This is a genomic window from Flavobacterium chungbukense, from assembly GCF_020805785.1.
GTDB classification, from domain to species: Bacteria; Bacteroidota; Bacteroidia; order Flavobacteriales; family Flavobacteriaceae; genus Flavobacterium; species Flavobacterium chungbukense.
Map to the genome: position 1 here is coordinate 1 of NZ_JAJGZV010000005.1, position 21,488 is coordinate 21,488.

Genomic DNA, 21,488 nt, shown 5'->3' on the forward strand with positions numbered 1-21,488 from the left:
CTGAACGATGTCTATTTAAAACTTCATTTACGCACAGAAGTTTAAACTCATAATTGTACTTGATTTTTCTTTCCATAAAAATGCCCCCAAATAGTGTCTAACTTTTTGGGGGCAGTTCATTTTTAAGCTTCGGATTTTTTTGTTCTATTTAGAAAGCTCTGATTTTGTTTGTAAACAAATTGTGATGATACTATATCGTATTCCTGCGGTTGAAACCTCAGGCTATATTTTTACAATGGAATTGGATGAGTTAATTTTTGTATATTAGTTTTGATAAAGGAATTTTAAAGTTGTAGTTGTTACAATTAACAATTAACAATCAACAATTATTAAAATTACCATTCATTTACTTTATTAGCATCCATTTTAAGGAAAATAAACAGCAATATGGTAAAGCCCCAAAGTCCAGATCCTCCGTATGAAAAGAAGGGCAGAGGCACTCCAATAGTAGGGAAAATTCCAATTACCATAGCAATATTTACGAAGAAGTGAATAAAGAGAATTCCAGCGACGCAATAGCCATAGACTCGGCTGAATTTGGTTTTCTGTCTTTCGGCTAAATAAATTACTCTTAGTAATAGTCCCACGAAAAGGGCAACAACGGTTAATGAACCAGCAAATCCCCATTCTTCACCAACTGTTGTAAAGATATAATCGGTATGTTGCTCAGGTACAAATCCGCCTTTGGTTTGTGTTCCTTCAAGAAAACCTTTTCCAATCCATCCGCCAGATCCAATTGCAATTTCAGATTGGTTGGTATTATATCCAATACCTTTCATATCGACTGTTTTACCTAGTAAAATATTGAAACGGTCTCTATGATGCTGTTTGAAAACATTATCAAAAACATAATCTACAGAAAACACAAAACCAGACATTAAAGCCAATAAAATTGCACTTAATAACAAGTTTCGATCAACAACTCTTCCCTTGAAATGTATAATTGCCAAAACAATAAAAGCGATCCCGATAACTACATAAGGCTCTAAAACCAATGTAAGAACGAAAAGCACAATAGTTATAAAAGCCGTCCAAACATACCAAGAAGGCAATCCTTCTCTGTATAGAACAAGAATAAAAACGCTGTAAATTAAAGCACTTCCAGGATCCGGCTGAGGTAAAATTAAGATTACAGGCAAAAGCATAATTGCCAGCGCCTGAATTTGTCTATTTGTTTCTTTTAGATTAATTTGAGTATCACTTAAGTATTTGGCTAGAGCCAATGAAGTTGCGGCTTTAGCAAACTCTGAAGGCTGTAAAGTAAAACTTCCTATCGCATACCAGCATCGCTGTCCTGCAATTGTTTTTCCAAAAAGAAACAACCCTGCAAGAGAAAGTAAAGAGACTCCAAATATGATACTGGCGTACTTTTCGTAAAATTTACCATCAACAAAAAGTACAACAAATATCAAAGGAATGGTACAGCAAATAAAGATTAATTGCTTTTGATAAGTTCCATCTGTAGATAAAAGAGAAGACGAATAAATATTCAGCCAACCTAAAGTTACCAGCGCAATGTAGATAAAGACACTTATCCAATCAATATTATTTTTTACACTTTGATTCTTCATTTGAAATAATCTTTCTTAGTTTTTCTTAGTAGTGTCTACCGCTGTTTTTTTAACTTCAGTTTTTGGTGCGGTTGTAATTGGCGCTTTTGGTTTTACAATTTTAGCTTGTAAAGCAGAGTCTTTTGGCACAGATTCAATTTTAAGAGCAGCGCTTATTCCGCCTAGTTTCGCATATTCAGAAAGTAAACTTTTGTTTAAGACTCTTACTTCCAAATCAGTTCTCGTAATTTTCTTTCTCAAATATTTTTCAATCATCAAACTCGCAATAGGACCTGCAACTGTTGCTCCAAAACCTCCATTTTCAATCATAACAGCAATTGCAATCTTTGGATTATCTTTTGGTGCAAAAGCCACAAAAATAGAGTGATCCTTTAGTTTTTCTCTTTTGCCGTTTATTTTAGCATAATTCTCTGCGGTTCCTGTTTTTCCGCAAATATCAATTCCTTCTACTCTAAGCGCGTAAGCTGTACCTTTATTGTATACATCAAATAATCCGCTAATAACTGGCGGGAAATATTTTTGATCAATTGAAGTCACATGTTTTGTTGTGAACTTTTCATCTATTTTTTCTCCTTCAATTTTTTTAATGATATGAGGAGTATAGTAATAACCTTGATTGGCAACAGTTGCCATCATATTAGCTAGCTGAATAGGCGTCATCAAAACCTCTCCCTGACCAATTGCATTCGATACAATGGTGGAGCTTCTCCATCCTCCGTTAGGATAAATTCTCTTATATGTTTTTGAAGTTGGAATATTACCTCTTTTTCCAATAGGTAAATCATAACCCATAAATTGTCCTAAACCAAAACTTTTTACGTGATCACTCCAAACATCTACGGCTTTGCCTGGATCTTTATACTTATTGATCGTAAGCATATAAGCTTGACCAAAATAGGTGTTACAAGAGTTATAAATTCCGTTATGCAATTGATGTGGTCCAAAACCGTGACATTTCATAAATCGGCCACCACCATAACTAAAACCATGATGACACATAAAAGTCGTTTGTTCATTTACAACACCTTCTTGAAGAGCAATTAAACCAGTTAGGATTTTAAAAGGAGAACCTGGAGGATATTCTGCTAAAAGACCTCTGTCATATAATGGTTTTGCAATAGAATCGTAATATAAAAGCGTGTAATTCTTAGATCTTTGGCGTCCAACAAGAATTCCGGGATCGTAAGAAGGAGCGGTTACAAGTGCTAAAATTTCGCCAGATTTAGGTTCGATAGCAACAATTCCACCTCTTTTATTGATCATTAATTCTTCGCCATATTTTTGAAGTTCAGCATCAATGGTCAAATTAATGTCTTCTCCAGCAACAGCAATAGTATCGTATTTTCCTTCTTTGTAAGGGCCTATTTCTCGGTTGTATTTATCTTTCTGAATATATTTTACACCTTTAATTCCCCGTAAAGTTTCTTCGTAGCTTTGTTCTACACCTTGTTTTCCAATTAAATCTCCGCTGTTATAGTATGGATTTTTGGCAATTAATTTTTCATTAACCTGAGTAATGAAGCCAAAAATGTTTGCACCATAGTCTACCTCATAATCACGCAATGATCTTTTTTGAAAATAGAAACCTTCATATTTTCTTATTTTTTCTTGAAAAGCGGCAAATTCATTTTTATTTAACTGAGATAAAAATACAGAAGGAAGTCTAGGGCTGTAAACTTTTGCCTTTTCGATTCGTTTATGGTATTCTTCTTGAGTTATGTTTAAAAGTGCGCAAAACTCTGCAATATTAAGGTCTTTTTTTATTTCCCTCGGAATAACCATAATATCATATGAAGCCTGATTTGCAACAAGAAGTTTGCCGTTACGATCATAAATATATCCTCTTTCAGGATAATCATACACTTTTTTGATCGCGTTATTTTCCGATTTCAATTTGAAAGAATCATCGATAACTTGAAGGTAGAAGATTCTGATCACTAGCAAAGATGCTGCAATAATAATTATAGTGGGCAGCAGAACTTTTCTCATCGTTTATTGGGCTTAATAAGATAAATTATTATTATAGAGGTAATTATCGTGAAAATAGAGCTAAATAACGTTCGGAGTAAAATGTCCCAAATAAAATTGAACTGGAAGGCTAGTAGTACAAATAAAACAATGTGATGCATTAAAACCGAAACCAATATAAATGAAAATCGTTCTGGCGTTAAAGAGTCATTCAGTTTAATAGTCTGGTATTCATAACTTAATCCAAACGAAAATTTAAAAATATAAGGCCTATAGTAAGCTAAGATAACACAGGCAGTCGCGTGTATTCCGCCCGAATTACAAAACATATCCATTGTTAATCCAAGTAAAAAACTCGAAAGAATCAGACCGGCTTTATTACTGTTTACAGGATAAAGAATAATGTATAAAATATACGGAAAAGGACTTATGTATCCTAAGAAATTCATATTGTTGAAAATAACAATCTGAATTGCTAGCAGTATAATAAATCGAAAAATATTGAGTAACACTGCGCTATTCATCTTTTCCTTTTTTTTCTAAATTAATAAGTTCTTCTCTGTCCTTGCTTTTGATAATATAAACGTGTCCTAAGTTTGTCATGTCATTAAATAGCTTGACTTTTATAACATAAAAACTTGTTTGCGTTTCTTTGTAAATGGTTTCAACAGTTCCGATATTAATCCCTTCTGGGAAAATTACAGATTGTCCACCAGTTACAATAGTGTCACCTTTTCTAACAGAAGCTAATCTTGGAACGTCTTTAAGTTGTACAAAACCTGTGCTAGCTCCATCCCACGTCAAAGAACCAAAATGATTTGATTTTTTTAACTTGGCATTAATCTGAGATTTCATATTCAGAATACTGATGACAGTAGAATATCTTGGTGATGTATTGTCCACAATACCAACAATTCCTAAACTGTTTATTACTCCCATATCTGGTTTTACTCCTTCGTTAGAACCAGAGTTTAAAGTAATAAAGTTTTCGTGCGTGCTGTATGTGTTATGAATTACTTTTGAAACAATGATATCAGCAGGTTTTACACCTTTGATAGTATCAGGTAAAGGTAATTTTGTAGTGTCTTCTTTATTGAATAAAAGACTTTTTAATCTTGCGTTCTCAAGTACAAGTTCGTCGTTTTCAGCTCTTAAATTCAAGTATTCATTAACACGATTGATTTTTTCATAAACTCCGCCGCTTAAAAAATTAGCTGAATTTATTACTCTGCTTCTGTGAAAGGAATGGGACTGAATAGTGAGTCCTAACGAAATACCTAAAAGCAGCAAAAACAGCAATCGATTACTGTTTCTTATAATGAAATTAAATATTTGCTGCATTTCTTGTCTGGTTATTTTGTTTCAGGATATGCTTTAAGGTTTCAAGTTTTACAAGGGTCAAATATTAAAAATTCAACCCTTATAAAAGTAAATTGATTGTTATTTTGAATCTTATTTGATTAAGATACTTTTAAATTTTGCAATATTTTTAAGTGCCATCCCTGTACCGCGAACAACAGCTCTTAATGGATCTTCTGCAATATAAACAGGTAAATCTGTTTTTTGAGAGATACGTTTGTCAAGACCTCTTAACATAGATCCACCACCAGCTAAATAAATACCAGTATTGTAGATATCTGCTGCTAACTCTGGTGGAGTCTGAGATAATGTTTCCATTACTGCATCCTCGATACGCTGAATAGATTTGTCTAACGCTTTCGCAATTTCGCGGTAAGAAACATCAACTTGTTTTGGTTTTCCAGTAAGTAAATCTCTACCTTGAACTGACATATCTTCTGGCGGTCCGTCTAAATCTTCGATAGCCGCTCCAATTTGAATTTTAATTTTCTCAGCAGTGCTTTCTCCAACAAATAAATTGTGTTGTGTACGCATATAGTACACAATATCATTTGTGAAAACGTCACCTGCAATTTTTACAGATTTGTCGCAAACAATACCTCCTAATGCGATTACAGCAATTTCAGTTGTACCACCTCCGATATCAACAATCATGTTTCCTTTTGGTTGCATGATGTCAATTCCAATACCGATTGCTGCGGCCATTGGTTCGTGAATTAAGTAAACTTCTTTTCCATTTACTCTTTCACAAGATTCTTTTACTGCACGCATTTCAACCTCAGTAATTCCAGAAGGAATACAAACTACCATTCTTAATGCTGGAGTAAACATTCTCTTTTTTAACGCAGGAATGCTTTTAATGAACATATTGATCATTTTTTCAGACGCGTCAAAATCGGCAATTACACCATCTTTCAAAGGCCTTATGGTCTTGATGTTTTCATGCGTTTTACCTTGCATCATGTTGGCTTCTTTACCAACAGCGATGATTTTGCCTGATACTCTGTCGCGTGCTACGATAGAGGGGCTGTCAATAACAACTTTATCATTGTGGATGATTAAAGTGTTTGCGGTACCAAGGTCTATTGCAATATCCTCGGTCATGAAATCAAAAAATCCCATAAGTTTTTTAGGGGTTTAAAATGTTATAAATTATTTATCGAACAAAGTTAAACAAATTAATGTTTAAAATGACGAGTTCCAGTAAATACCATTGCAAGATTATTTTCATTGCAATAATTTATGCTTAATTCGTCTTTTATTGAACCTCCTGGCTGAATTACAGCTGTAATTCCTGCTTTTTTAGCCAATTCTACACAATCCGGAAATGGGAAAAATGCATCACTTGCCATTGAAGCACCGTTCAAATCAAATCCAAAAGCTTTTGCTTTGTCGACAGCTTGTATTAAAGCGTCAACTCTTGAAGTCTGACCTGTACCAGAAGAAATCAATGTTCCGTTTTTAGCAAATACAATAGTGTTTGATTTTGTATTCTTGCAGATTTTAGAAGCAAAGATCAAATCTTCGATCTCTTGAGCAGTAGGTTCTGTAATTGTAACGGTTTTTAAATGCTCTTTATTATCCGTAATATTATTTCTGTCTTGAATTAACAAACCATTAAGACAAGTTCTTACTTGACGAGCTGGTAATTCAACTTCGTTTTGAACAAGAATAATTCTGTTCTTTTTCTCTTGTAAAACGTTGATAGCCTCATTATCATAAGATGGAGCAATTACTACTTCGCAGAATAATTTGTTGATTTCCTGAGCTGTTTCTAAATCAATTTTGGTATTAGAAATTAACACTCCGCCAAAAGCAGAAGTTGGATCACAAGCTAAAGCTGCTAAGTAAGCCTCGCTGATTGTTTTTCTAGAAGCCAATCCGCAAGCATTATTGTGTTTTAGAATCGCAAATGTTGGTCCGTCAGTTTTAAATTCAGCAATTAAATTTACTGCAGCGTCAACATCTAATAAGTTGTTGTATGATAATTCTTTTCCGTGAACTTTTTTGAACATTGCGTCAAAATCTCCAAAGAAGAATCCTTTTTGGTGAGGGTTTTCACCATATCTTAAAACTTGACCATCTGCAATACTTTCTTTGTAGATAGTTTCGTCTGTATTGAAATAATTAAAAATAGCTCCATCATAGTGAGATGAAACATGGAATGCTTTAGTAGCCAACAATCTTCTGTTTTCTAGAGTTGTTGCTCCGTCTTGTTCTGTGATTAAATCTAAAAGCAAGCTGTACTCATTAACAGAAGCAACAATTACAGTGTCTTTGAAATTTTTAGCACCAGCACGAATTAATGAAATTCCACCGATATCAATTTTTTCGATAATATCTTGTTCACTTGCACCAGAAGCAACCGTTTTTTCAAAAGGATACAAATCAACAATTACTAAATCAATTTGAGGAATGTCAAATTCTTTCATTTGCTGAACATCGCTTTCGTTGTCCTGACGATTTAAAATTCCACCAAAAATCTTTGGATGTAAAGTTTTTACTCTTCCTCCAAGAATTTCAGGAAATGAAGTAATATCTTCAACAGGAACTACTGGAATTCCAAGGTTTTTAATAAAATCTTCTGTTCCTCCAGTTGAGTAAAGTGTTACATTTTGTTCGTGTAATTTTCTAACAATTGGTTCTAATCCATCTTTAGAAAAAACAGAAATTAATGCTGATTGTATTTTTTTTGTTGTGCTCATTGTGTAGTTATGATTTTGAGACTGCAAAAGTAGTTTTTTTATATATTATTTTAAAGAAATTAATGTAACATTATGCTAAAAAAATCTACTGATGAGTAAGTTAACTTTTATTAGGTTTTTGAATTTAAATTATTGAATTTTACTTTATTGAAAAATACGAAAATATGCTTGTTTATCTTAGATTATTAAAAGAAAGTTTGAGTTTCGCCATTAATGCTTTGCGAAATAATAAATTGAGAACTTTGTTGTCTTTATTAGGCGTGACTATTGGTATTTTTTCAATTATTGCGGTCTTGGCGGCAGTTGATTCTTTAGATAAAAAGATTTCGAAAGATCTAAGCAGTTTAGATAAAAATACAATTTATTTAATGAAGTTCTGCTTCGGACCATCTAATATTCCGCAATGGAAACGCGAACAATTTCCAAATGTAAAGTACGACGAATATATAGGCTTGAAAAATTCGATGAATAATACCGATCAAGTCGGATACCAGCTTTTTGTAAATAGAGAAAGTTTAAAGTACGATTCTAAAACAGTCAGCGATGTAAATATTATTCCGTCTTCAAACGAAATGGTCGATATCGATGGGTTGAGTTTTGATAAAGGAAGATTTTACAATGAATCTGAATCTAATTCGGGAACTCCAGTTATTGTCTTAGGATATGATATAGCTGACGGACTTTTCGGGACAAGCGATCCGATTGGGAAAAATATTCGTTTATACGGACAGCGTTTTACTGTAATTGGTGTAATGGCAAAGCAGGGTGCAGGTTTCTTTGGAGACAGTAATGATACTTCTGTTTATCTTCCTGCTAATTTTTTAAGAAGAATGTATGGCGATAGCGATGCGATGACGCCTGTAATTGTCTTGAAGCCTGAAAAAGGGGTTGATATGGAGGCGTACAAAGCAGAAGTAGCACAAAAATTAAGAGCAATACGCGGAATGAAAGCAGGAGAAATGGATAATTTCTTTATCAATGTTCTTTCTGGATTTACCGATTTCATAGACGGTATTTTAGGTCAGATGAATGTAGTAGGATGGATCATCAGCGGATTTTCTCTTCTTGTTGGTGGTTTCGGAATTGCAAATATTATGTTTGTTTCGGTTAAAGAAAGGACTAATCTTATCGGAATTCAAAAATCACTTGGCGCAAAAAATAAATTTATCTTATTCCAATTTTTGTTTGAAGCAGTAATCTTGTCTGTTATTGGAGGAATTATTGGTCTTTTAATGGTTTGGGGAATTGCTTTTCTGCTAACAAAGTTATTGGACTTTGAATTTGTTCTAAGTTTAAGTAATATCCTTTTAGGTACTGGTTTAGCGGCATTTATTGGTTTGGTGTCTGGAATTCTTCCCGCAGTTTCTGCAGCAAAACTTGATCCCGTAGAGGCGATTAGAACGGGAATGTAGTTGTTTAAGATACAAAGGTTCTGAGGTGCTAAGATTCTAAGGTTTTTAGTGACAAAGGTTCAGAGAAACAAAGTTGCAAAGGTTTTTAAGCTTTGGTGCTGTTTCAACTAAATTTGGAATTTTTAATGAATTGCCTCTAGCTTTTGCTGGAGAATTATTTTAAGATTAGAAAGAGACTTTAGTCGAATTTTTATAGCTCATTTTTTTGAAGTTTTGGTTTTATAAAGGGAAGTGTGATTCTGTCTTCATTCCATTTTATATCTTCATAATTATAGTACTCATTTCTCTTCTTGTATTTTAGAACGGTATCTTCTTCTTGTGTTGTTCTTCTAATTTTGTAAGCTTCTAGTTTATTTGCAAAATTAAGAATTGATGTATTTTTTATTGTGTCATTTTGAGATGCAATAATTAATCTTTGTTTATTTTTTTCTTTACTAAGAATGTTTAGAGAAAGAAAATCATTTACATTTGAAGGTGGGAGTTTGATTAAATCTATAGGTTCTAATTTTAATAGGTATGGAATAGTATCAGTTTCGATTGTAGTTCTGCATATTCTCGGAATGTATTCTATTTGATAAAAGAAAAGGTTTCCTTTTTTGTCTATTAAAATTTGATTTTGGCAATAAAAACCTTTTCTAAGAAATACTACAGTTTTACTGTTGCTTTTTTTCAAGGAATCAATATAGTTTTGAAGTTTTCTGTCTTCATAAGAAATAATGTAATCTTTATTTTTTACGGCAGTTTCTTCTTTTTTCTTTTCACAATTCAAAAAGAAGAAACAAATTATAAAACCAATAAAAATTCTTTTCATAAAAATCAGATTTAAAATAAAGATATAAAAAAATCCCAAGAAGTAATTTCTTGGGATTTTGTGTTTTAAATAGTCTTAAAACTATTTTCTAATATCATTATTTTGAATCAAATCGATATATAAGTTGATCTTATCTTTCAATTCTTTTCTAGGCGTGATAAAGTCTAAGAAACCGTGCTCTAATAAGAACTCAGCAGTTTGGAAACCTTCTGGTAAATCTTTTCCTGTAGTGTCACGAACAACACGAGGTCCAGCGAAACCAATCAAAGCACCCGGCTCAGAGATATTAATGTCTCCTAACATAGCGTAAGATGCAGTTGTTCCTCCAGTTGTTGGGTCTGTACAAAGAGAGATGTATGGTAATTTAGCTTCCGCTAATTGAGCCAATTTCACAGAAGTTTTTGCCAATTGCATTAAAGAATAAGCAGCTTCCATCATACGTGCTCCACCAGATTTAGAAATCATTACAAAAGGCAATTTGTTTTTGATCGCATGATCAATTCCTCTTGCAATTTTTTCACCTACAACTGCTCCCATAGATCCACCAATAAAGGCAAAATCCATACAGCAGATTACAAGTTCTCTTCCTTTAGATTTTCCTACTCCCGTGCGTACAGCGTCTTTAAGATGAGTTTTTTCCATTACATCTTTCAAACGCTCTGCATATTTTTTTGTATCCACAAAATGCAGAGGATCTTTAGAAGTCATGTTTTTATCTAACTCAACAAATTCATTGTTGTCGAATAAAATTTCAAAATAGGTTGCGCTTCCAATTCGAACGTGAAAATCATCTTCAGGGCTAACGAATAAATTTCTCGCTAATTCGTCTGCATCAATAATTTTTCCAGTAGGAGATTTGTACCACAATCCTTTCGGAACGTCCATCTTGTCTTCTGTCGCGGTTGTAATCCCTTTTTCTTGTCTTTTAAACCAAGCCATTTTTTTAATTTTAGAATGTAGATTTTAAATTTTAGATTTTTCAATCTGAATTCAAAATTTAAATTTCAGGCTTCATTAGAAATCTGAAATCTAAATTCAAAAATCTAAAATTTAAAGCGTATTTACGTTATTTAAGTCTGCAAAAGCTTGTTCAAGTCTTGCGTTGAATGTTACTTCGCTTTCACGAACCCATCTTCTTGGGTCATAATATTTTTTGTTAGGAACATCAGCACCTTCTGGGTTACCAATTTGAGATTTTAAATAGTCAAGGTTTTTAACCATATAATCACGGATTCCTTCAGTGTATGCAAATTGTAAATCTGTATCGATATTCATTTTGATAACTCCGTAGCTAATTCCTTCTCTGATTTCTTCAAGTGTAGAACCTGAACCTCCGTGGAAAACGAAATCAACTGGATTATGTCCTGTGTTGAATTTGTTTTGTACGAAATCCTGAGAATTTTTTAAGATTTTTGGAGTTAATTTTACGTTTCCTGGTTTGTAAACACCGTGAACGTTTCCAAAAGCAGCAGCAATTGTAAATTTAGGACTTACTTTAGATAATTCTTCGTAAGCGTAAGCTACTTCTTCTGGTTGAGTATATAATTTTGAGCTGTCAACATCAGAGTTATCAACACCATCTTCTTCACCACCTGTAATACCAAGTTCGATTTCCAATGTCATACCCATTTTGCTCATTCTAGCTAAATATTCTTTACAGATCTCGATGTTTTCTTCGATAGGCTCCTCAGACAAATCGATCATGTGAGAACTGAATAATGGTTTTCCTGTTTCTGCGAAATGTTTTTCAGAAGCATCTAATAAACCATCAATCCAAGGTAAAAGTTTTTTTGCACAGTGGTCAGTGTGTAAGATTACAGTTGCACCGTAAGCTTCTGCCAAAGTGTGAATATGTTTTGCTCCTGCGATTCCTCCCGCGATTGCTGCTTTTTCACCTGCATTAGATAATCCTTTTCCAGCGTTGAATTGTGCTCCTCCGTTAGAAAATTGAATGATAACTGGCGCGTTTAGTTTCGCTGCAGTTTCAAGAACTCCGTTAATTGTGCTTGATCCAGTAACGTTTACTGCTGGAAGAGCAAACCCCTTCTCTTTAGCATAATTAAAGATCTCTTGTACTTGATCTCCTGTAGCTACTCCTGGTTTAATGTTATGTGCCATTGTAATTTTTTTTATAGTTGTTTTTAGTTTTTAGGTTGCAAAAATAAGAATTAATTAGCATTAGAATGGATAATTTATTCCAAAATTTAAAACCGAGTGCCCAAAATTGTATTCTTTAAACCATCTATCTCCTTTGTCATGCGAGGGATTATAGGTCTTAAAGCCTAAATCTAAACGAATAACAAAAAAGCTTAAATCGTATCGTAAACCGAATCCTGTACCCAAAGCAATTTCTTCTAAATCGTTTAAGTTGTCAAATTTTGCTTTCGGATCTACAACATTATCGAGTACATTCCAGATATTTCCGGCATCTGCGAAGAAAGCTCCTTTAACATCTCCGAAAATTTTGAAACGGAATTCTGCACTTGCCGCAATTTTCATGTTGGCCTCGTTAAAGTCGTTTACTGCATTTGTGCTTCCGGGACCTAAAGCATAGGGTTGCCATGCACGGTTGTCATTTGAACCTCCGCCATAATAACTTCGTGAAAACGGAATGTAGTTTGAATTTCCAAACGGAATAGCAATTCCGAAGAAAGTTCTAACAGCCAAAACCTTTTCTTTCCCAAAATCCCAATGTTTGATGTAATCAAATTCAGTCTTAATGTATTCGGAATATTCTAAATTGAAAATTTCGTAATTTCCTCTAGTGTTTTTCTGCAGATTACCAACTTCAGAAACCAACGTTAGTAAAGTTCCCGCTGATTCAATCTTTGTTCTGAATTGATAAAAGTTATTGTCAGCCAGATCTTTTTTAGTGGTTTTGGTGAAAGTATAACTAGTCGCTAAAATAAAGTCATTTTCAGTCAAACGAACTCTTCTTTCTTCTATACTCGCCACTTCTTGATATTGCGGATCACCAGGTTGTAAAGCGGTGGTATTAGTTAAAACATCATTGGTAAATCCTGCTGTTCCTGTAGGTATTGTTAGGTTTTTATTAGCTTGTTCTTCTGGTGTTAATCCCCAGTTATTAAGTGTTTGATTATAATCTTTACCAATGTTATTTAAATCATCATAAGAAGAAGTATAAACTCTAAAATAATTTCCTGGATTTAAATTACGAACAAATTGCGCATTCAATAACTCCAGTTTCGCTGTATTATGGCGTTTTGGGGTCCAGTTATATGAAATACCTCCCGTGAAATTCTCTTTATCCAAACCAATATTTCGCTGTTTAGAAAAACCAGATGTTATAGAAGTGTAAGGTATCATGCTTTTCGGAATAATTTTCTCTGTTCCAAAAGGCAATAAAATTCTTGGGAAATTCAGCTTTAAATCTAAACCATATTCCGAAACATTGAAGAAATTATCATTCGGATTGGCCATGTCTCTTGAGGAACCAACATTTAAACGAGCTGAAATTTCTAAAGTTTCCGCACGGTTAAATACGTTTCTAATAGTTTCTGAGATACTGGCTCCAATACCAAAATCTTGAATATTGGAATGGGTTAAATCGAGGGTAGCTCCAAAACTATATTTTTTTCGAGGTGTCAGATAAACATTTGCAATAAGAGATTGAGCGGTAGAATCTCTCTTGTCAACTTCATATTGAATAGAAGGGTAATTAAAAACCCTTAAATTGTTTAAATATCTTGACGATAATGTAGTTCTAAAATCGGCAAAAGTACTTCCTTTGGTTATAAAGATAGCATCTGTAATAGCACGCGGTTTGTATTTTAATTTATTATAACTGTAAAGATTGAAATTGTTGTACGTTGTACTATCCGTTGGCTTCTTCTTTGCATTTGCAGCCGAATAATCGGTATAAATATTTACATCGCTAATAGTGTAAAGTTTAAAAGGTTCTGTACGGCTCGAATCTCTTCCTTGAATAGTATTGTCACTAACTTTTAAAGTCACATCGGCTTTGGCTTTTTTGCCTATGGTATCAATGTCAAAAGTTACATAAGTTGGCTGGAAATAATAAGCACCGTGATTTCTAAAATAGGTTGTGATACGATTTTTTTCGTCTTCAAAATCTGTTGTTTTGTATTGATTGCCAGATTTTAATAATGAAGGTTCGGGATTAGTTCTATATAAAGAATCTAACGCAGGAGTTTTGATGTTGGTTCTAATGGTGTCTAATTTATAAGCAGGCCCTGTTGTAATGTTGTAATTAATTGCAGCTCTTTTACGGCCAACAGTATCAATAGTGTAATCTGTCAGAACGTTAAAATAACCATTATTGAAATAATAATACTTCAAACGTAATAATGATTTTTTAGTTTTTGCTGTATCGACAATTACAGGTGGCTCACCGGTACTTTTTAAAAACTCATGGATTCCTTTATAATAAAAAGATTGCCCAAGACGATCAACTTGTTTTGCTGAAAATATTTTAGACATGCGTTCATACTTTCCTGGATTGTTTTTGAACTTTGCCTGATAAGTCGAATCTGGATTTAAATTGGCTAAATTGTATAAATTCAAACGAAGTTTATAACCTAATAGTTTTCCATTCGGTTTTTGATACATTTGATTAGAAGCCGTTTCGTCGTTTGTTGACTTTCCATTTACTAAAATATTGTTTCTTACAAGAAGGTTTTTTCCATCTGGAACTCTTTTTACGGCATTACAAGCGCAAATTAATATTGCAATTAGAAGAAATGCTATTATTTTTGTGGAATTATTTTTCAAGTGTTGTTAAATATTTAATTCAAAAGTACATTATTTTATGGTTAGTAAAAACCAAATAAAGCTTATCTCAGGCTTACATCAAAAAAAGCAGCGTTTTGTTAATCAATTATTTTTTGCCGAAGGAGTAAAAGTAATTCAAGAATTGCTGCAATCCAATTTTGAATTAGAACATTTATACACGACTTTAAATGATTTTGAAGCTGTTGAAACTTCAAAACGAACTTTAATCAATGAACAAGAGCTTAAAAAAATAAGTGCTTTGTCTACTCCAAATACCTGTTTGGCAGTTTTTAAAATTCCAACCGAAAAGAAAATAATCGATTCGGGTTTAATTTTAGCTTTAGACGATATTAGAGATCCTGGAAATCTAGGAACTATTTTGCGTCTGTGCGATTGGTTTGGCATTAAACAGGTAATTTGTTCAAAAGAAACAGTAGATATTTACAATCCAAAAGTGGTGCAAGCTACAATGGGATCTATTTCTAGAGTCAATGTTAACTATGTCGATTTGAATCTTTTCCTGGCTCAAACTAAACTGTCTGTTTTTGGAACTTTTATGGACGGAGAAAACATTTATCAATCCATTTTGCCCCAAGACGGAATCATTATTATGGGTAATGAAGCCAATGGAATATCATCTGAAATCGAAAAATTAGTAACCTCTCGTCTAACAATTCCTAGATTTGGAGAACTGCAAAAAACTGAAAGTTTAAATGTAGCTACCGCAACAGCAATTATTCTTAGTGAATTTAAACGAAATAGTTAAGATTTTGTTTTAATGAAAAGTGAAATTTATTAAAATCGCTCTAGATTTCATCGAATCGATATTGTCTGTATAAGCACTTGGCGAAGTATTGTCTCGAATTAATTCGTCTGTGATGCCGAACATTCCTCTTATCGAAGGAGAAAAGATGAAATATTCGGTAAAAATATCAATTCCTACACCTAGTTCGTAAGCAGCTGTCCATTGTTTTACTCTAAATTTCTGCTGGTAATTATCATCCTGAGATTTCGCATTGCTCGATAAATTTAGAGTCGTAGACATACCGCCAACTAAATAAGGACGGATGTTTCCTGTTCTCAAGGCAGAAAATTTTAGTAATAAAGGAAAGTGAATGTAAGTACTGTTTACTTCTCTTAAGTAATCACTTTCCGAATTTCCTACACCATTAAAGTATAAATCGCGTTTTGTATAATACAAACCAGGTTCAAAACGAAGATTAATATATTCCTGAAGTCTCAAATCGGCTACAACACCAACATTAAAACCAGTAGTTTTTTTAACCTGAATATCTTGCGGTACAGGAGTTTTATAATCAAATTTAAAGTCAAAACTGTTAAAACCTAAATAATAGCCAAAGTAGACACGCTGCTTTTGCCAGTTTTCAAGATTAATAATAGGGTCTTTGCTAAACAAATTTTTAGCAAATTGCGAATGCCCTTTTGTCGTTAAGACTAATAAAAATAAGATTACAGCTTTTTTCATACTATTTTTTAGATGCAGAATAAATTGTTGCGACTCCAAAAGTTTGAGGCATTGCCACAACATCTATAAACCCAGTTTTTCTCAAAATATTGTTTAAGGCTTCTCCATACGGAAAAGCAGCAGCAGATTCAGATAAATAGCCATAAGCGTCATTGTCTTTAGAAAATAATTTTCCGATTAAAGGAAGTATATTTTTGCTGTAAAAATTGTAACCTTGTTTGTAAGGAAATTTGTCTGGAACAGAAGTTTCTAATATTACAAATACCCCGTTCGGTTTTAAAACTCTTAAGATTTCTGCAAAACCTTTTTCAAGATGTTCAAAGTTTCTTACACCAAAACCTACTGTTATGGCATCAAAATAATTATCTTCAAAAGGCATATTTTCAGAATCGCCTAGAACTAATTCAATAATGTTAGAAAGGTTTTTTTCTTCCACTTTCTTTTTTCCAACTTCAAGCATTCCGGCAGAAATGTCTAAACCGATAATTTTTTCAGCTTTTGTCTGTGTTAATAAAATAGCTAAATCGCCAGTTCCAGTTGCAATATCTAAAACAATTTTTGGTTTTTTGTCTGAGACTATTTTTAATACTTTTTTACGCCATTTCACATCAATTCCAAATGAAATGACACGATTCAAATTATCGTAATTCCCAGAAATGGTGTCAAACATTTGGGTTACTTGCTCTTTTTTTCCTAAAGAAGAGTCTTTATACGGAGTTATTTTTTCAGACATTTTTTTTATTTGGGCAAATATAAACAATCTAGTTTAACTGTAATTGAGTTTTTTACTTAGTAATTAAATGTTTTAAGACGATTGGCTTTAAGTTTTTAAAGCATCCCTAAATCTAGGTATTTTAATAAAATCACTAAAAACTGGTATTGTGCAATGTTCCTATTTTGAACAACTTTGCTAAAGTAAAAATGATTAAGTTTTAAATGATTGGTAGAGCCAAAATGACTTAAAGCAGGTAATTACTTTTTTGCGCTGGTATTTTATCTGTTCTTGAAAAGGTTTTGAAAAGTATTGTTCTTTGGGGGGAAATACTAATTTTAAAGTGCAAAATACGTTCTTAGGATTAAATTTGTTTTTGGAAATTTTAATTTTCTGCCTTTAATATCTTAGTGGTATTTGTTATTAGAGGCTTTTTGAGATGTAGGTCTCAAATTAACATTAAATGTTATTCAGTTATTTCAAATGTTTTAAACATTTGTGATTTTTAACAAAACTAATTCTTGAGCGAGTCCGGTTCAATAACTAATCGTTTTAAAAACATCCTCTGAAAAGAGGATGTTTTTTATTTTCTAATGTATGTTTCGTAAGTATAATCGTAAAGATGTTTTTCGTCTTTAAAATTTTCTTCAGATTCTACCAAAACCCATTCACTTTTATTAAGTTTTGGAAAAAAAGTATCAGCTTCAAAAGTATGATGAACTTTAGTTAGTTCTATTATATCTGTAAAAGGAAGTGCTAGGTTGTAAATTTCACCTCCTCCAATAATATAATTATCTTCATTTTCAGGACAAATCGCTATTGCTTTCTCAATACTGTCTACAACAATGCATCCTTCTGGTTTATAATTTTCTTGACGCGTGATAACAATATGCACTCGATCTGGTAATGGTTTCGGAAAACTCTCAAAAGTTTTTCTTCCCATAATGATATGATGACCAGTGGTAAGTGATTTGAATCGTTTAAAATCGTTTGGCAAATGCCATACTAATTCATTGTTTTTTCCAAGCGCATTATTTTCGGCTGCAGCCGCTATCATTATAATCATGGTATGCTGTACTAAATTTTATTTTGATTCTCTTCGCTGATAGAAGATTCAAGCTGACTGATTCTTTTTTGCTGTAAAGCAACTAGTCGGTCAATTTGTTCTCTTTCCCATTTTTTATTCATAAAACGGTCAGTTATGTACACTTTAATAAAGTGCAGGATAAAAATAAAAAGCCAGATCGTGATACCCCAAATGCACCAATTTTGAGTTGTGACTTCTCCAAAACCAAAAAATCTATTGGCAATAAATAAAAATAAACTTCCAAGCAGGAAAAGAACAAAATGAAGATATAAAACTTTTTTTTGTCTTAATCGTCGTCTGGCGTATTCGTATTGTTCGTGCACTTCTTTTTCCATAAGATAAAAATGAGATTATAAAGTTAAAATTTATTTTTGAAAGTCAATATTTTGGCTACAGAATATTTGCCTTTAAAAACAAGATGAATTTGAAAAACAAAATTTTAAGTGCTTTAAATTACATATAAAGCTAAAATAAGACGCTGTTTTTAATATTATGATAAATCGGTAAGCGGGTTAGTGAGGGTTTCGTTGAATTTGATTAATTTTAATTCTATAAATCTAAAAACTAAATAGTTATGTCTTTAAAGAAGCAATTCGTAAAAACGAAACCCGTATGTAAAGTTACATTTTCTATAGATGCCAAAGATGCTGATTCGGCAGCAGTCGTTGGAGATTTTAATAATTGGAATGTTGAGGAAGGAACTTTAAGTAAGTTGAAAAACGGTACTTTTAAAGCAACTTATGATTTGGTTAAAGATGCTATTTATGAATTTAAATACGTGATTGACGGAATCTATGTTAATGATCCTGAAGCAGACTTTTACAAATGGAATGATTATGCTGGAAGTGAAAACAGTGTATTAGTTGTATAAAAAAATCCGCTTATTAAGCGGATTTTTGTTTTTTATACGGCAACACTTCCTTTTATAGCAGGATGCGGATCATAATCAACTAATGTAAAATCATTGAAATCAAAATCAAAAATGTTTTTAATCTCTGGATTTAAAATCATTTTTGGTAATGGTTTTGGTTCGCGTGTTAATTGCAGTTCTAACTGCTCAAAATGATTATTGTAAATATGCGCGTCACCAAAAGTGTGAATAAAATCTCCTGCTTCTAAATCGCAGACTTGTGCAATCATCATCGTTAATAATGCATAAGATGCAATATTAAAAGGAACACCTAAAAAGATATCAGCACTTCTTTGATATAACTGACAAGACAATTTTCCTTTAGTTTCACCTTTTTCTAAATCTGGTGAGGCAACATAAAACTGAAAAAAGGCATGACATGGAGGCAAAGCGGCTTTATTATTAGCGACATTTTCCTCAAATGATTTTTTAGTATCAGGTAAAACAGAAGGATTCCATGCAGAAACCAACATTCTACGGCTGTTCGGATTTGTCTTTAATTCTGTAATTAATTCCGTAATCTGATCGATTTCTTCGCTGTTCCAATTTCTCCATTGATGTCCGTAAACAGGACCTAAATCACCGTTAGAATCTGCCCATTCATCCCAGATTTTAACTCCATTTTCCTGAAGATATTTGATATTCGTATCGCCTTTTAAAAACCAAAGCAATTCGTAAATAATCGATTTTAAATGTAATTTTTTGGTCGTAACCATTGGGAAACCTTCACTTAAATCAAAACGCATTTGATATCCGAAAACGCTTTTTGTTCCAGTTCCTGTACGATCTCCTTTTTGATTGCCGTTTTCTAAAACGTGTTTTACTAAATCTAAGTATTGTTTCATGTTTTGTTTATTCGGTTATTCGTTTAATTGTTTAATCGATTTAACGAATAAACAAATCAACGATTAAACAATAATTTTATCTTTTCGAGATTTCATCTCTAATTTTAGCGGCTTTCTCGTAATCTTCCTGAGAAACTGCCTGATCAAGAAGGTCGTTTAATTCTTGTAAACTGTGTTTAGAATAGACGTCGCCAGATTGATTGCTTTCTTCTTCGCGTCCAAAAGTTTCTGGATTAGAAAGCACATCGTCAATTTCCTGAGCTCCAGAATCTGTTTCAGCAGTATTAGATTTTAAATAAATACCAGCTTTATCTAAAATGTTCTTATAAGTAAAAATAGGAGCATTAAATCGCAATGCTAAAGCAATTGCATCAGAAGTTCTGGCATCAATAATTTCTTCAATTTTATCTCTTTCGCAGATTAAACTTGAATAAAAAACACCATCAACCAATTTATGAATGATAACTTGTTTTACTACTATGTCAAATCTTTCAGCGAAATTTTTAAATAAATCGTGCGTTAATGGGCGAGGTGGCTTAATCTCTTTTTCTAAAGCAATAGCGATTGACTGGGCTTCGAAAGCACCGATAACAATAGGTAGTTTTCTTTCGCCATCAACTTCATTCAAAATTAAGGCATAAGCGCCATTTTGAGTTTGACTGTATGAAATTCCTTTTATGGATAATTTTACTAGACTCATATATGTTTGTAAAACGGGCACTTAGCACCGCATTTTAATACTTTTTGTGTTTGAAAAATAAAGCTGCAATTTTAGTCAAAAAATATGGAACAAAAAAGCTGCCTATAAACAAAGATACAATATCTTGTTTTTAGGCAGCAAATATTTTGAAGAGAATTCTTGAATTAAGAATGCTGAGCTTTAAAAGCTTTTAATTTCTCTGTTAATTGCGGTATGATTTCAAAAGCATCTCCAACTACACCATAATCAGCAACTTTAAAGAAAGGTGCTTCTGGATCATTATTGATTACTACTTTTACCTTCGAAGAGTTGATTCCAGCAATATGCTGAATAGCTCCAGAGATTCCAACTGCGATATACAAGTTGGTTGCAACTGGTTTTCCTGTTTGTCCAACGTGCTCGCTATGAGGTCTCCATCCTAAATCTGAAACTGGTTTAGAACATGCAGTTGCAGCACCTAAAACAGCAGCAAGATCTTCAATTAATCCCCAGTTTTCAGGGCCTTTTAATCCGCGTCCGCCAGAAACTACAATATCAGCATCAGCGATAGAAACTTTTCCAGAAACTTTTTCTACAGATTCTACTTTTACACCAAAATCGTTATCTCCGATTGTTGGGTTAAAATCTTCTTCAGTTGCAGATCCTGCACTTTCGAAAATTCCGTAAGAGTTTTTAGCCAAACCGAGAACTTTTACATCGGTATCGATTTGTGTAATGTTGAAAGCTTTGTTTGAAAAAGCATTTCTTTTTACTTGAAATGGAGAAGTGCTCACTGGCAATCCGACAACATTTGATGCAAAACCAGCATTTAAAGCTACTGCAACTAATGATGAAAGATAAATGCTGTCTGTTGTAGAAGAAAGTAAAACTACTTTTGTGCCTTCTTTTTCAGCAGCTTGTTTAATTACATCAGCATAAGCTTTAGCAGTAAAACCAGCTAATTTATCATTGCTTACTTTTAAAACTTTATCAACTCCATATTTGCCTAGTTCGCTTACGTCGCTAATGTTTACTGTTAAAGCAGTAACAGTTGTTCCTAAACTTTCGGCTACTTTTTTTGCATAAGAAGCTAATTCGAAAGCTACTTTTTTAAATTTTCCTTCTGCAGATTCTGCATATATTAATATTGACATAATAATTTTAGATTTTAGATTTTAGATTTCAGATTTT

At 32.9% G+C, this 21,488-nt stretch carries 20 protein-coding genes; 3 read left to right on the plus strand and 17 right to left on the minus strand.

Features of this window, described 5'->3' with window-relative positions; translation table 11 throughout:
* Window positions 1–335 precede the first annotated feature (335 nt).
* The 6 genes from rodA to purH form a co-directional block, all read right to left on the minus strand.
* Window positions 336–1,571 carry a rod shape-determining protein RodA gene (rodA, locus tag LL966_RS15505; protein ID WP_229354519.1) on the minus strand — a complete coding sequence of 412 codons (1,236 nt, stop codon included), beginning with the start codon at window positions 1,569–1,571 and terminating at the stop codon, window positions 336–338.
* 15 nt (window positions 1,572–1,586) lie between these two features.
* Entirely contained in the window at window positions 1,587–3,560 is a 1,974-nt protein-coding gene (gene mrdA / locus LL966_RS15510; protein ID WP_229354520.1) for a penicillin-binding protein 2, read from the minus strand.
* Window positions 3,557–4,063 (minus strand): rod shape-determining protein MreD, encoded by a 507-nt coding sequence (locus tag LL966_RS15515; protein WP_229354522.1) that lies wholly within the window; start codon window positions 4,061–4,063, stop codon window positions 3,557–3,559. Before LL966_RS15515 ends, mrdA begins: the two co-directional genes overlap by 4 nt.
* On the minus strand, window positions 4,056–4,880 hold the full coding sequence (gene mreC, locus LL966_RS15520; RefSeq protein WP_229354524.1) for a rod shape-determining protein MreC: 825 nt from the start codon (window positions 4,878–4,880) through the stop codon (window positions 4,056–4,058). The genes LL966_RS15515 and mreC overlap by 8 nt, the downstream gene beginning before the upstream one ends.
* Window positions 4,881–4,991: 111 nt before the next feature.
* Window positions 4,992–6,020 (minus strand): rod shape-determining protein, encoded by a 1,029-nt coding sequence (locus LL966_RS15525; protein ID WP_008466528.1) that lies wholly within the window; start codon window positions 6,018–6,020, stop codon window positions 4,992–4,994.
* 56 nt (window positions 6,021–6,076) lie between these two features.
* The gene (gene purH, locus LL966_RS15530; protein WP_229354525.1) at window positions 6,077–7,603 is read right to left on the minus strand and encodes a bifunctional phosphoribosylaminoimidazolecarboxamide formyltransferase/IMP cyclohydrolase; all 1,527 of its coding nucleotides are present in this window, start codon (window positions 7,601–7,603) and stop codon (window positions 6,077–6,079) included.
* Between the two features lie 164 nt (window positions 7,604–7,767).
* Between purH and LL966_RS15535 the strand changes: the two genes are divergently transcribed.
* Entirely contained in the window at window positions 7,768–9,015 is a 1,248-nt protein-coding gene (locus tag LL966_RS15535) for an ABC transporter permease (protein WP_229354526.1), read from the plus strand.
* Window positions 9,016–9,205: 190 nt separating this feature from the next.
* Here LL966_RS15535 and LL966_RS15540 read toward each other — a convergent pair whose 3' ends face one another.
* The 4 genes from LL966_RS15540 to tamL form a co-directional block, all read right to left on the minus strand.
* The gene (locus tag LL966_RS15540; protein ID WP_229354527.1) at window positions 9,206–9,826 is read right to left on the minus strand and encodes a hypothetical protein; all 621 of its coding nucleotides are present in this window, start codon (window positions 9,824–9,826) and stop codon (window positions 9,206–9,208) included.
* 81 nt (window positions 9,827–9,907) lie between these two features.
* Window positions 9,908–10,765: an acetyl-CoA carboxylase, carboxyltransferase subunit beta gene (gene accD / locus LL966_RS15545; RefSeq protein ID WP_135221320.1), complete on the minus strand. Its 858-nt coding sequence runs from the start codon at window positions 10,763–10,765 to the stop codon at window positions 9,908–9,910.
* Window positions 10,766–10,876: 111 nt separating this feature from the next.
* Window positions 10,877–11,944: a class II fructose-bisphosphate aldolase gene (gene fbaA / locus LL966_RS15550; protein WP_229354528.1), complete on the minus strand. Its 1,068-nt coding sequence runs from the start codon at window positions 11,942–11,944 to the stop codon at window positions 10,877–10,879.
* Between the two features lie 60 nt (window positions 11,945–12,004).
* Window positions 12,005–14,578 carry a translocation and assembly module lipoprotein TamL gene (gene tamL / locus LL966_RS15555; RefSeq protein ID WP_229354529.1) on the minus strand — a complete coding sequence of 858 codons (2,574 nt, stop codon included), beginning with the start codon at window positions 14,576–14,578 and terminating at the stop codon, window positions 12,005–12,007.
* Between the two features lie 37 nt (window positions 14,579–14,615).
* Between tamL and LL966_RS15560 the strand changes: the two genes are divergently transcribed.
* Window positions 14,616–15,344: an RNA methyltransferase gene (locus tag LL966_RS15560; protein WP_229354530.1), complete on the plus strand. Its 729-nt coding sequence runs from the start codon at window positions 14,616–14,618 to the stop codon at window positions 15,342–15,344.
* A gap of 9 nt (window positions 15,345–15,353) precedes the next feature.
* On the opposite strand, the gene porT is transcribed toward LL966_RS15560, so the two are convergent.
* The 4 genes from porT to LL966_RS15580 all read right to left on the minus strand — a co-directional run bounded on the left by porT (window position 15,354) and on the right by LL966_RS15580 (window position 18,198).
* The gene (gene porT / locus LL966_RS15565) at window positions 15,354–16,064 is read right to left on the minus strand and encodes a type IX secretion/gliding motility protein PorT/SprT (protein WP_229354531.1); all 711 of its coding nucleotides are present in this window, start codon (window positions 16,062–16,064) and stop codon (window positions 15,354–15,356) included.
* 1 nt (window position 16,065) lies between these two features.
* Complete coding sequence (gene ubiE / locus LL966_RS15570) at window positions 16,066–16,797, minus strand: bifunctional demethylmenaquinone methyltransferase/2-methoxy-6-polyprenyl-1,4-benzoquinol methylase UbiE (RefSeq protein WP_229354532.1); 732 nt, start codon at window positions 16,795–16,797, stop codon at window positions 16,066–16,068.
* A gap of 562 nt (window positions 16,798–17,359) precedes the next feature.
* Complete coding sequence (locus tag LL966_RS15575; RefSeq protein ID WP_229354533.1) at window positions 17,360–17,842, minus strand: dihydrofolate reductase; 483 nt, start codon at window positions 17,840–17,842, stop codon at window positions 17,360–17,362.
* An 11-nt stretch (window positions 17,843–17,853) separates the two neighbouring features.
* A complete protein-coding gene (locus LL966_RS15580) occupies window positions 17,854–18,198 on the minus strand; it encodes a 2TM domain-containing protein (RefSeq protein WP_229354534.1) in 345 nt (114 codons plus the stop codon).
* A gap of 239 nt (window positions 18,199–18,437) precedes the next feature.
* Here LL966_RS15580 and LL966_RS15585 point away from each other — a divergent pair, with 239 nt between their 5' ends.
* Complete coding sequence (locus tag LL966_RS15585) at window positions 18,438–18,734, plus strand: isoamylase early set domain-containing protein (protein ID WP_229354535.1); 297 nt, start codon at window positions 18,438–18,440, stop codon at window positions 18,732–18,734.
* Window positions 18,735–18,766: 32 nt separating this feature from the next.
* On the opposite strand, the gene LL966_RS15590 is transcribed toward LL966_RS15585, so the two are convergent.
* The 3 genes from LL966_RS15590 to LL966_RS15600 form a co-directional block, all read right to left on the minus strand.
* Entirely contained in the window at window positions 18,767–19,618 is an 852-nt protein-coding gene (locus tag LL966_RS15590; RefSeq protein WP_229354536.1) for a thymidylate synthase, read from the minus strand.
* Between the two features lie 76 nt (window positions 19,619–19,694).
* A complete protein-coding gene (locus LL966_RS15595) occupies window positions 19,695–20,318 on the minus strand; it encodes a bifunctional nuclease family protein (RefSeq protein ID WP_229354537.1) in 624 nt (207 codons plus the stop codon).
* 164 nt (window positions 20,319–20,482) lie between these two features.
* Window positions 20,483–21,451: an electron transfer flavoprotein subunit alpha/FixB family protein gene (locus LL966_RS15600; RefSeq protein WP_229354539.1), complete on the minus strand. Its 969-nt coding sequence runs from the start codon at window positions 21,449–21,451 to the stop codon at window positions 20,483–20,485.
* Between the last annotated feature and the right edge of the window lie 37 nt (window positions 21,452–21,488).

Bases quoted from the DNA above. Each gene is read 5' to 3' on its own strand.
- rodA (WP_229354519.1), bottom strand. From the start codon at position 1,571: ATGAAGAATCAAAGTGTAAAAAATAATATTGATTGGATAAGTGTCTTT.
- mrdA (WP_229354520.1), bottom strand. From the start codon at position 3,560: ATGAGAAAAGTTCTGCTGCCCACTATAATTATTATTGCAGCATCTTTG.
- LL966_RS15515 (WP_229354522.1), bottom strand. From the start codon at position 4,063: ATGAATAGCGCAGTGTTACTCAATATTTTTCGATTTATTATACTGCTA.
- mreC (WP_229354524.1), bottom strand. From the start codon at position 4,880: ATGCAGCAAATATTTAATTTCATTATAAGAAACAGTAATCGATTGCTG.
- LL966_RS15525 (WP_008466528.1), bottom strand. From the start codon at position 6,020: ATGGGATTTTTTGATTTCATGACCGAGGATATTGCAATAGACCTTGGT.
- purH (WP_229354525.1), bottom strand. From the start codon at position 7,603: ATGAGCACAACAAAAAAAATACAATCAGCATTAATTTCTGTTTTTTCT.
- LL966_RS15535 (WP_229354526.1), top strand. From the start codon at position 7,768: ATGCTTGTTTATCTTAGATTATTAAAAGAAAGTTTGAGTTTCGCCATT.
- LL966_RS15540 (WP_229354527.1), bottom strand. From the start codon at position 9,826: ATGAAAAGAATTTTTATTGGTTTTATAATTTGTTTCTTCTTTTTGAAT.
- accD (WP_135221320.1), bottom strand. From the start codon at position 10,765: ATGGCTTGGTTTAAAAGACAAGAAAAAGGGATTACAACCGCGACAGAA.
- fbaA (WP_229354528.1), bottom strand. From the start codon at position 11,944: ATGGCACATAACATTAAACCAGGAGTAGCTACAGGAGATCAAGTACAA.
- LL966_RS15560 (WP_229354530.1), top strand. From the start codon at position 14,616: ATGGTTAGTAAAAACCAAATAAAGCTTATCTCAGGCTTACATCAAAAA.
- porT (WP_229354531.1), bottom strand. From the start codon at position 16,064: ATGAAAAAAGCTGTAATCTTATTTTTATTAGTCTTAACGACAAAAGGG.
- ubiE (WP_229354532.1), bottom strand. From the start codon at position 16,797: ATGTCTGAAAAAATAACTCCGTATAAAGACTCTTCTTTAGGAAAAAAA.
- LL966_RS15575 (WP_229354533.1), bottom strand. From the start codon at position 17,842: ATGATTATAATGATAGCGGCTGCAGCCGAAAATAATGCGCTTGGAAAA.
- LL966_RS15580 (WP_229354534.1), bottom strand. From the start codon at position 18,198: ATGGAAAAAGAAGTGCACGAACAATACGAATACGCCAGACGACGATTA.
- LL966_RS15585 (WP_229354535.1), top strand. From the start codon at position 18,438: ATGTCTTTAAAGAAGCAATTCGTAAAAACGAAACCCGTATGTAAAGTT.
- LL966_RS15590 (WP_229354536.1), bottom strand. From the start codon at position 19,618: ATGAAACAATACTTAGATTTAGTAAAACACGTTTTAGAAAACGGCAAT.
- LL966_RS15595 (WP_229354537.1), bottom strand. From the start codon at position 20,318: ATGAGTCTAGTAAAATTATCCATAAAAGGAATTTCATACAGTCAAACT.
- LL966_RS15600 (WP_229354539.1), bottom strand. From the start codon at position 21,451: ATGTCAATATTAATATATGCAGAATCTGCAGAAGGAAAATTTAAAAAA.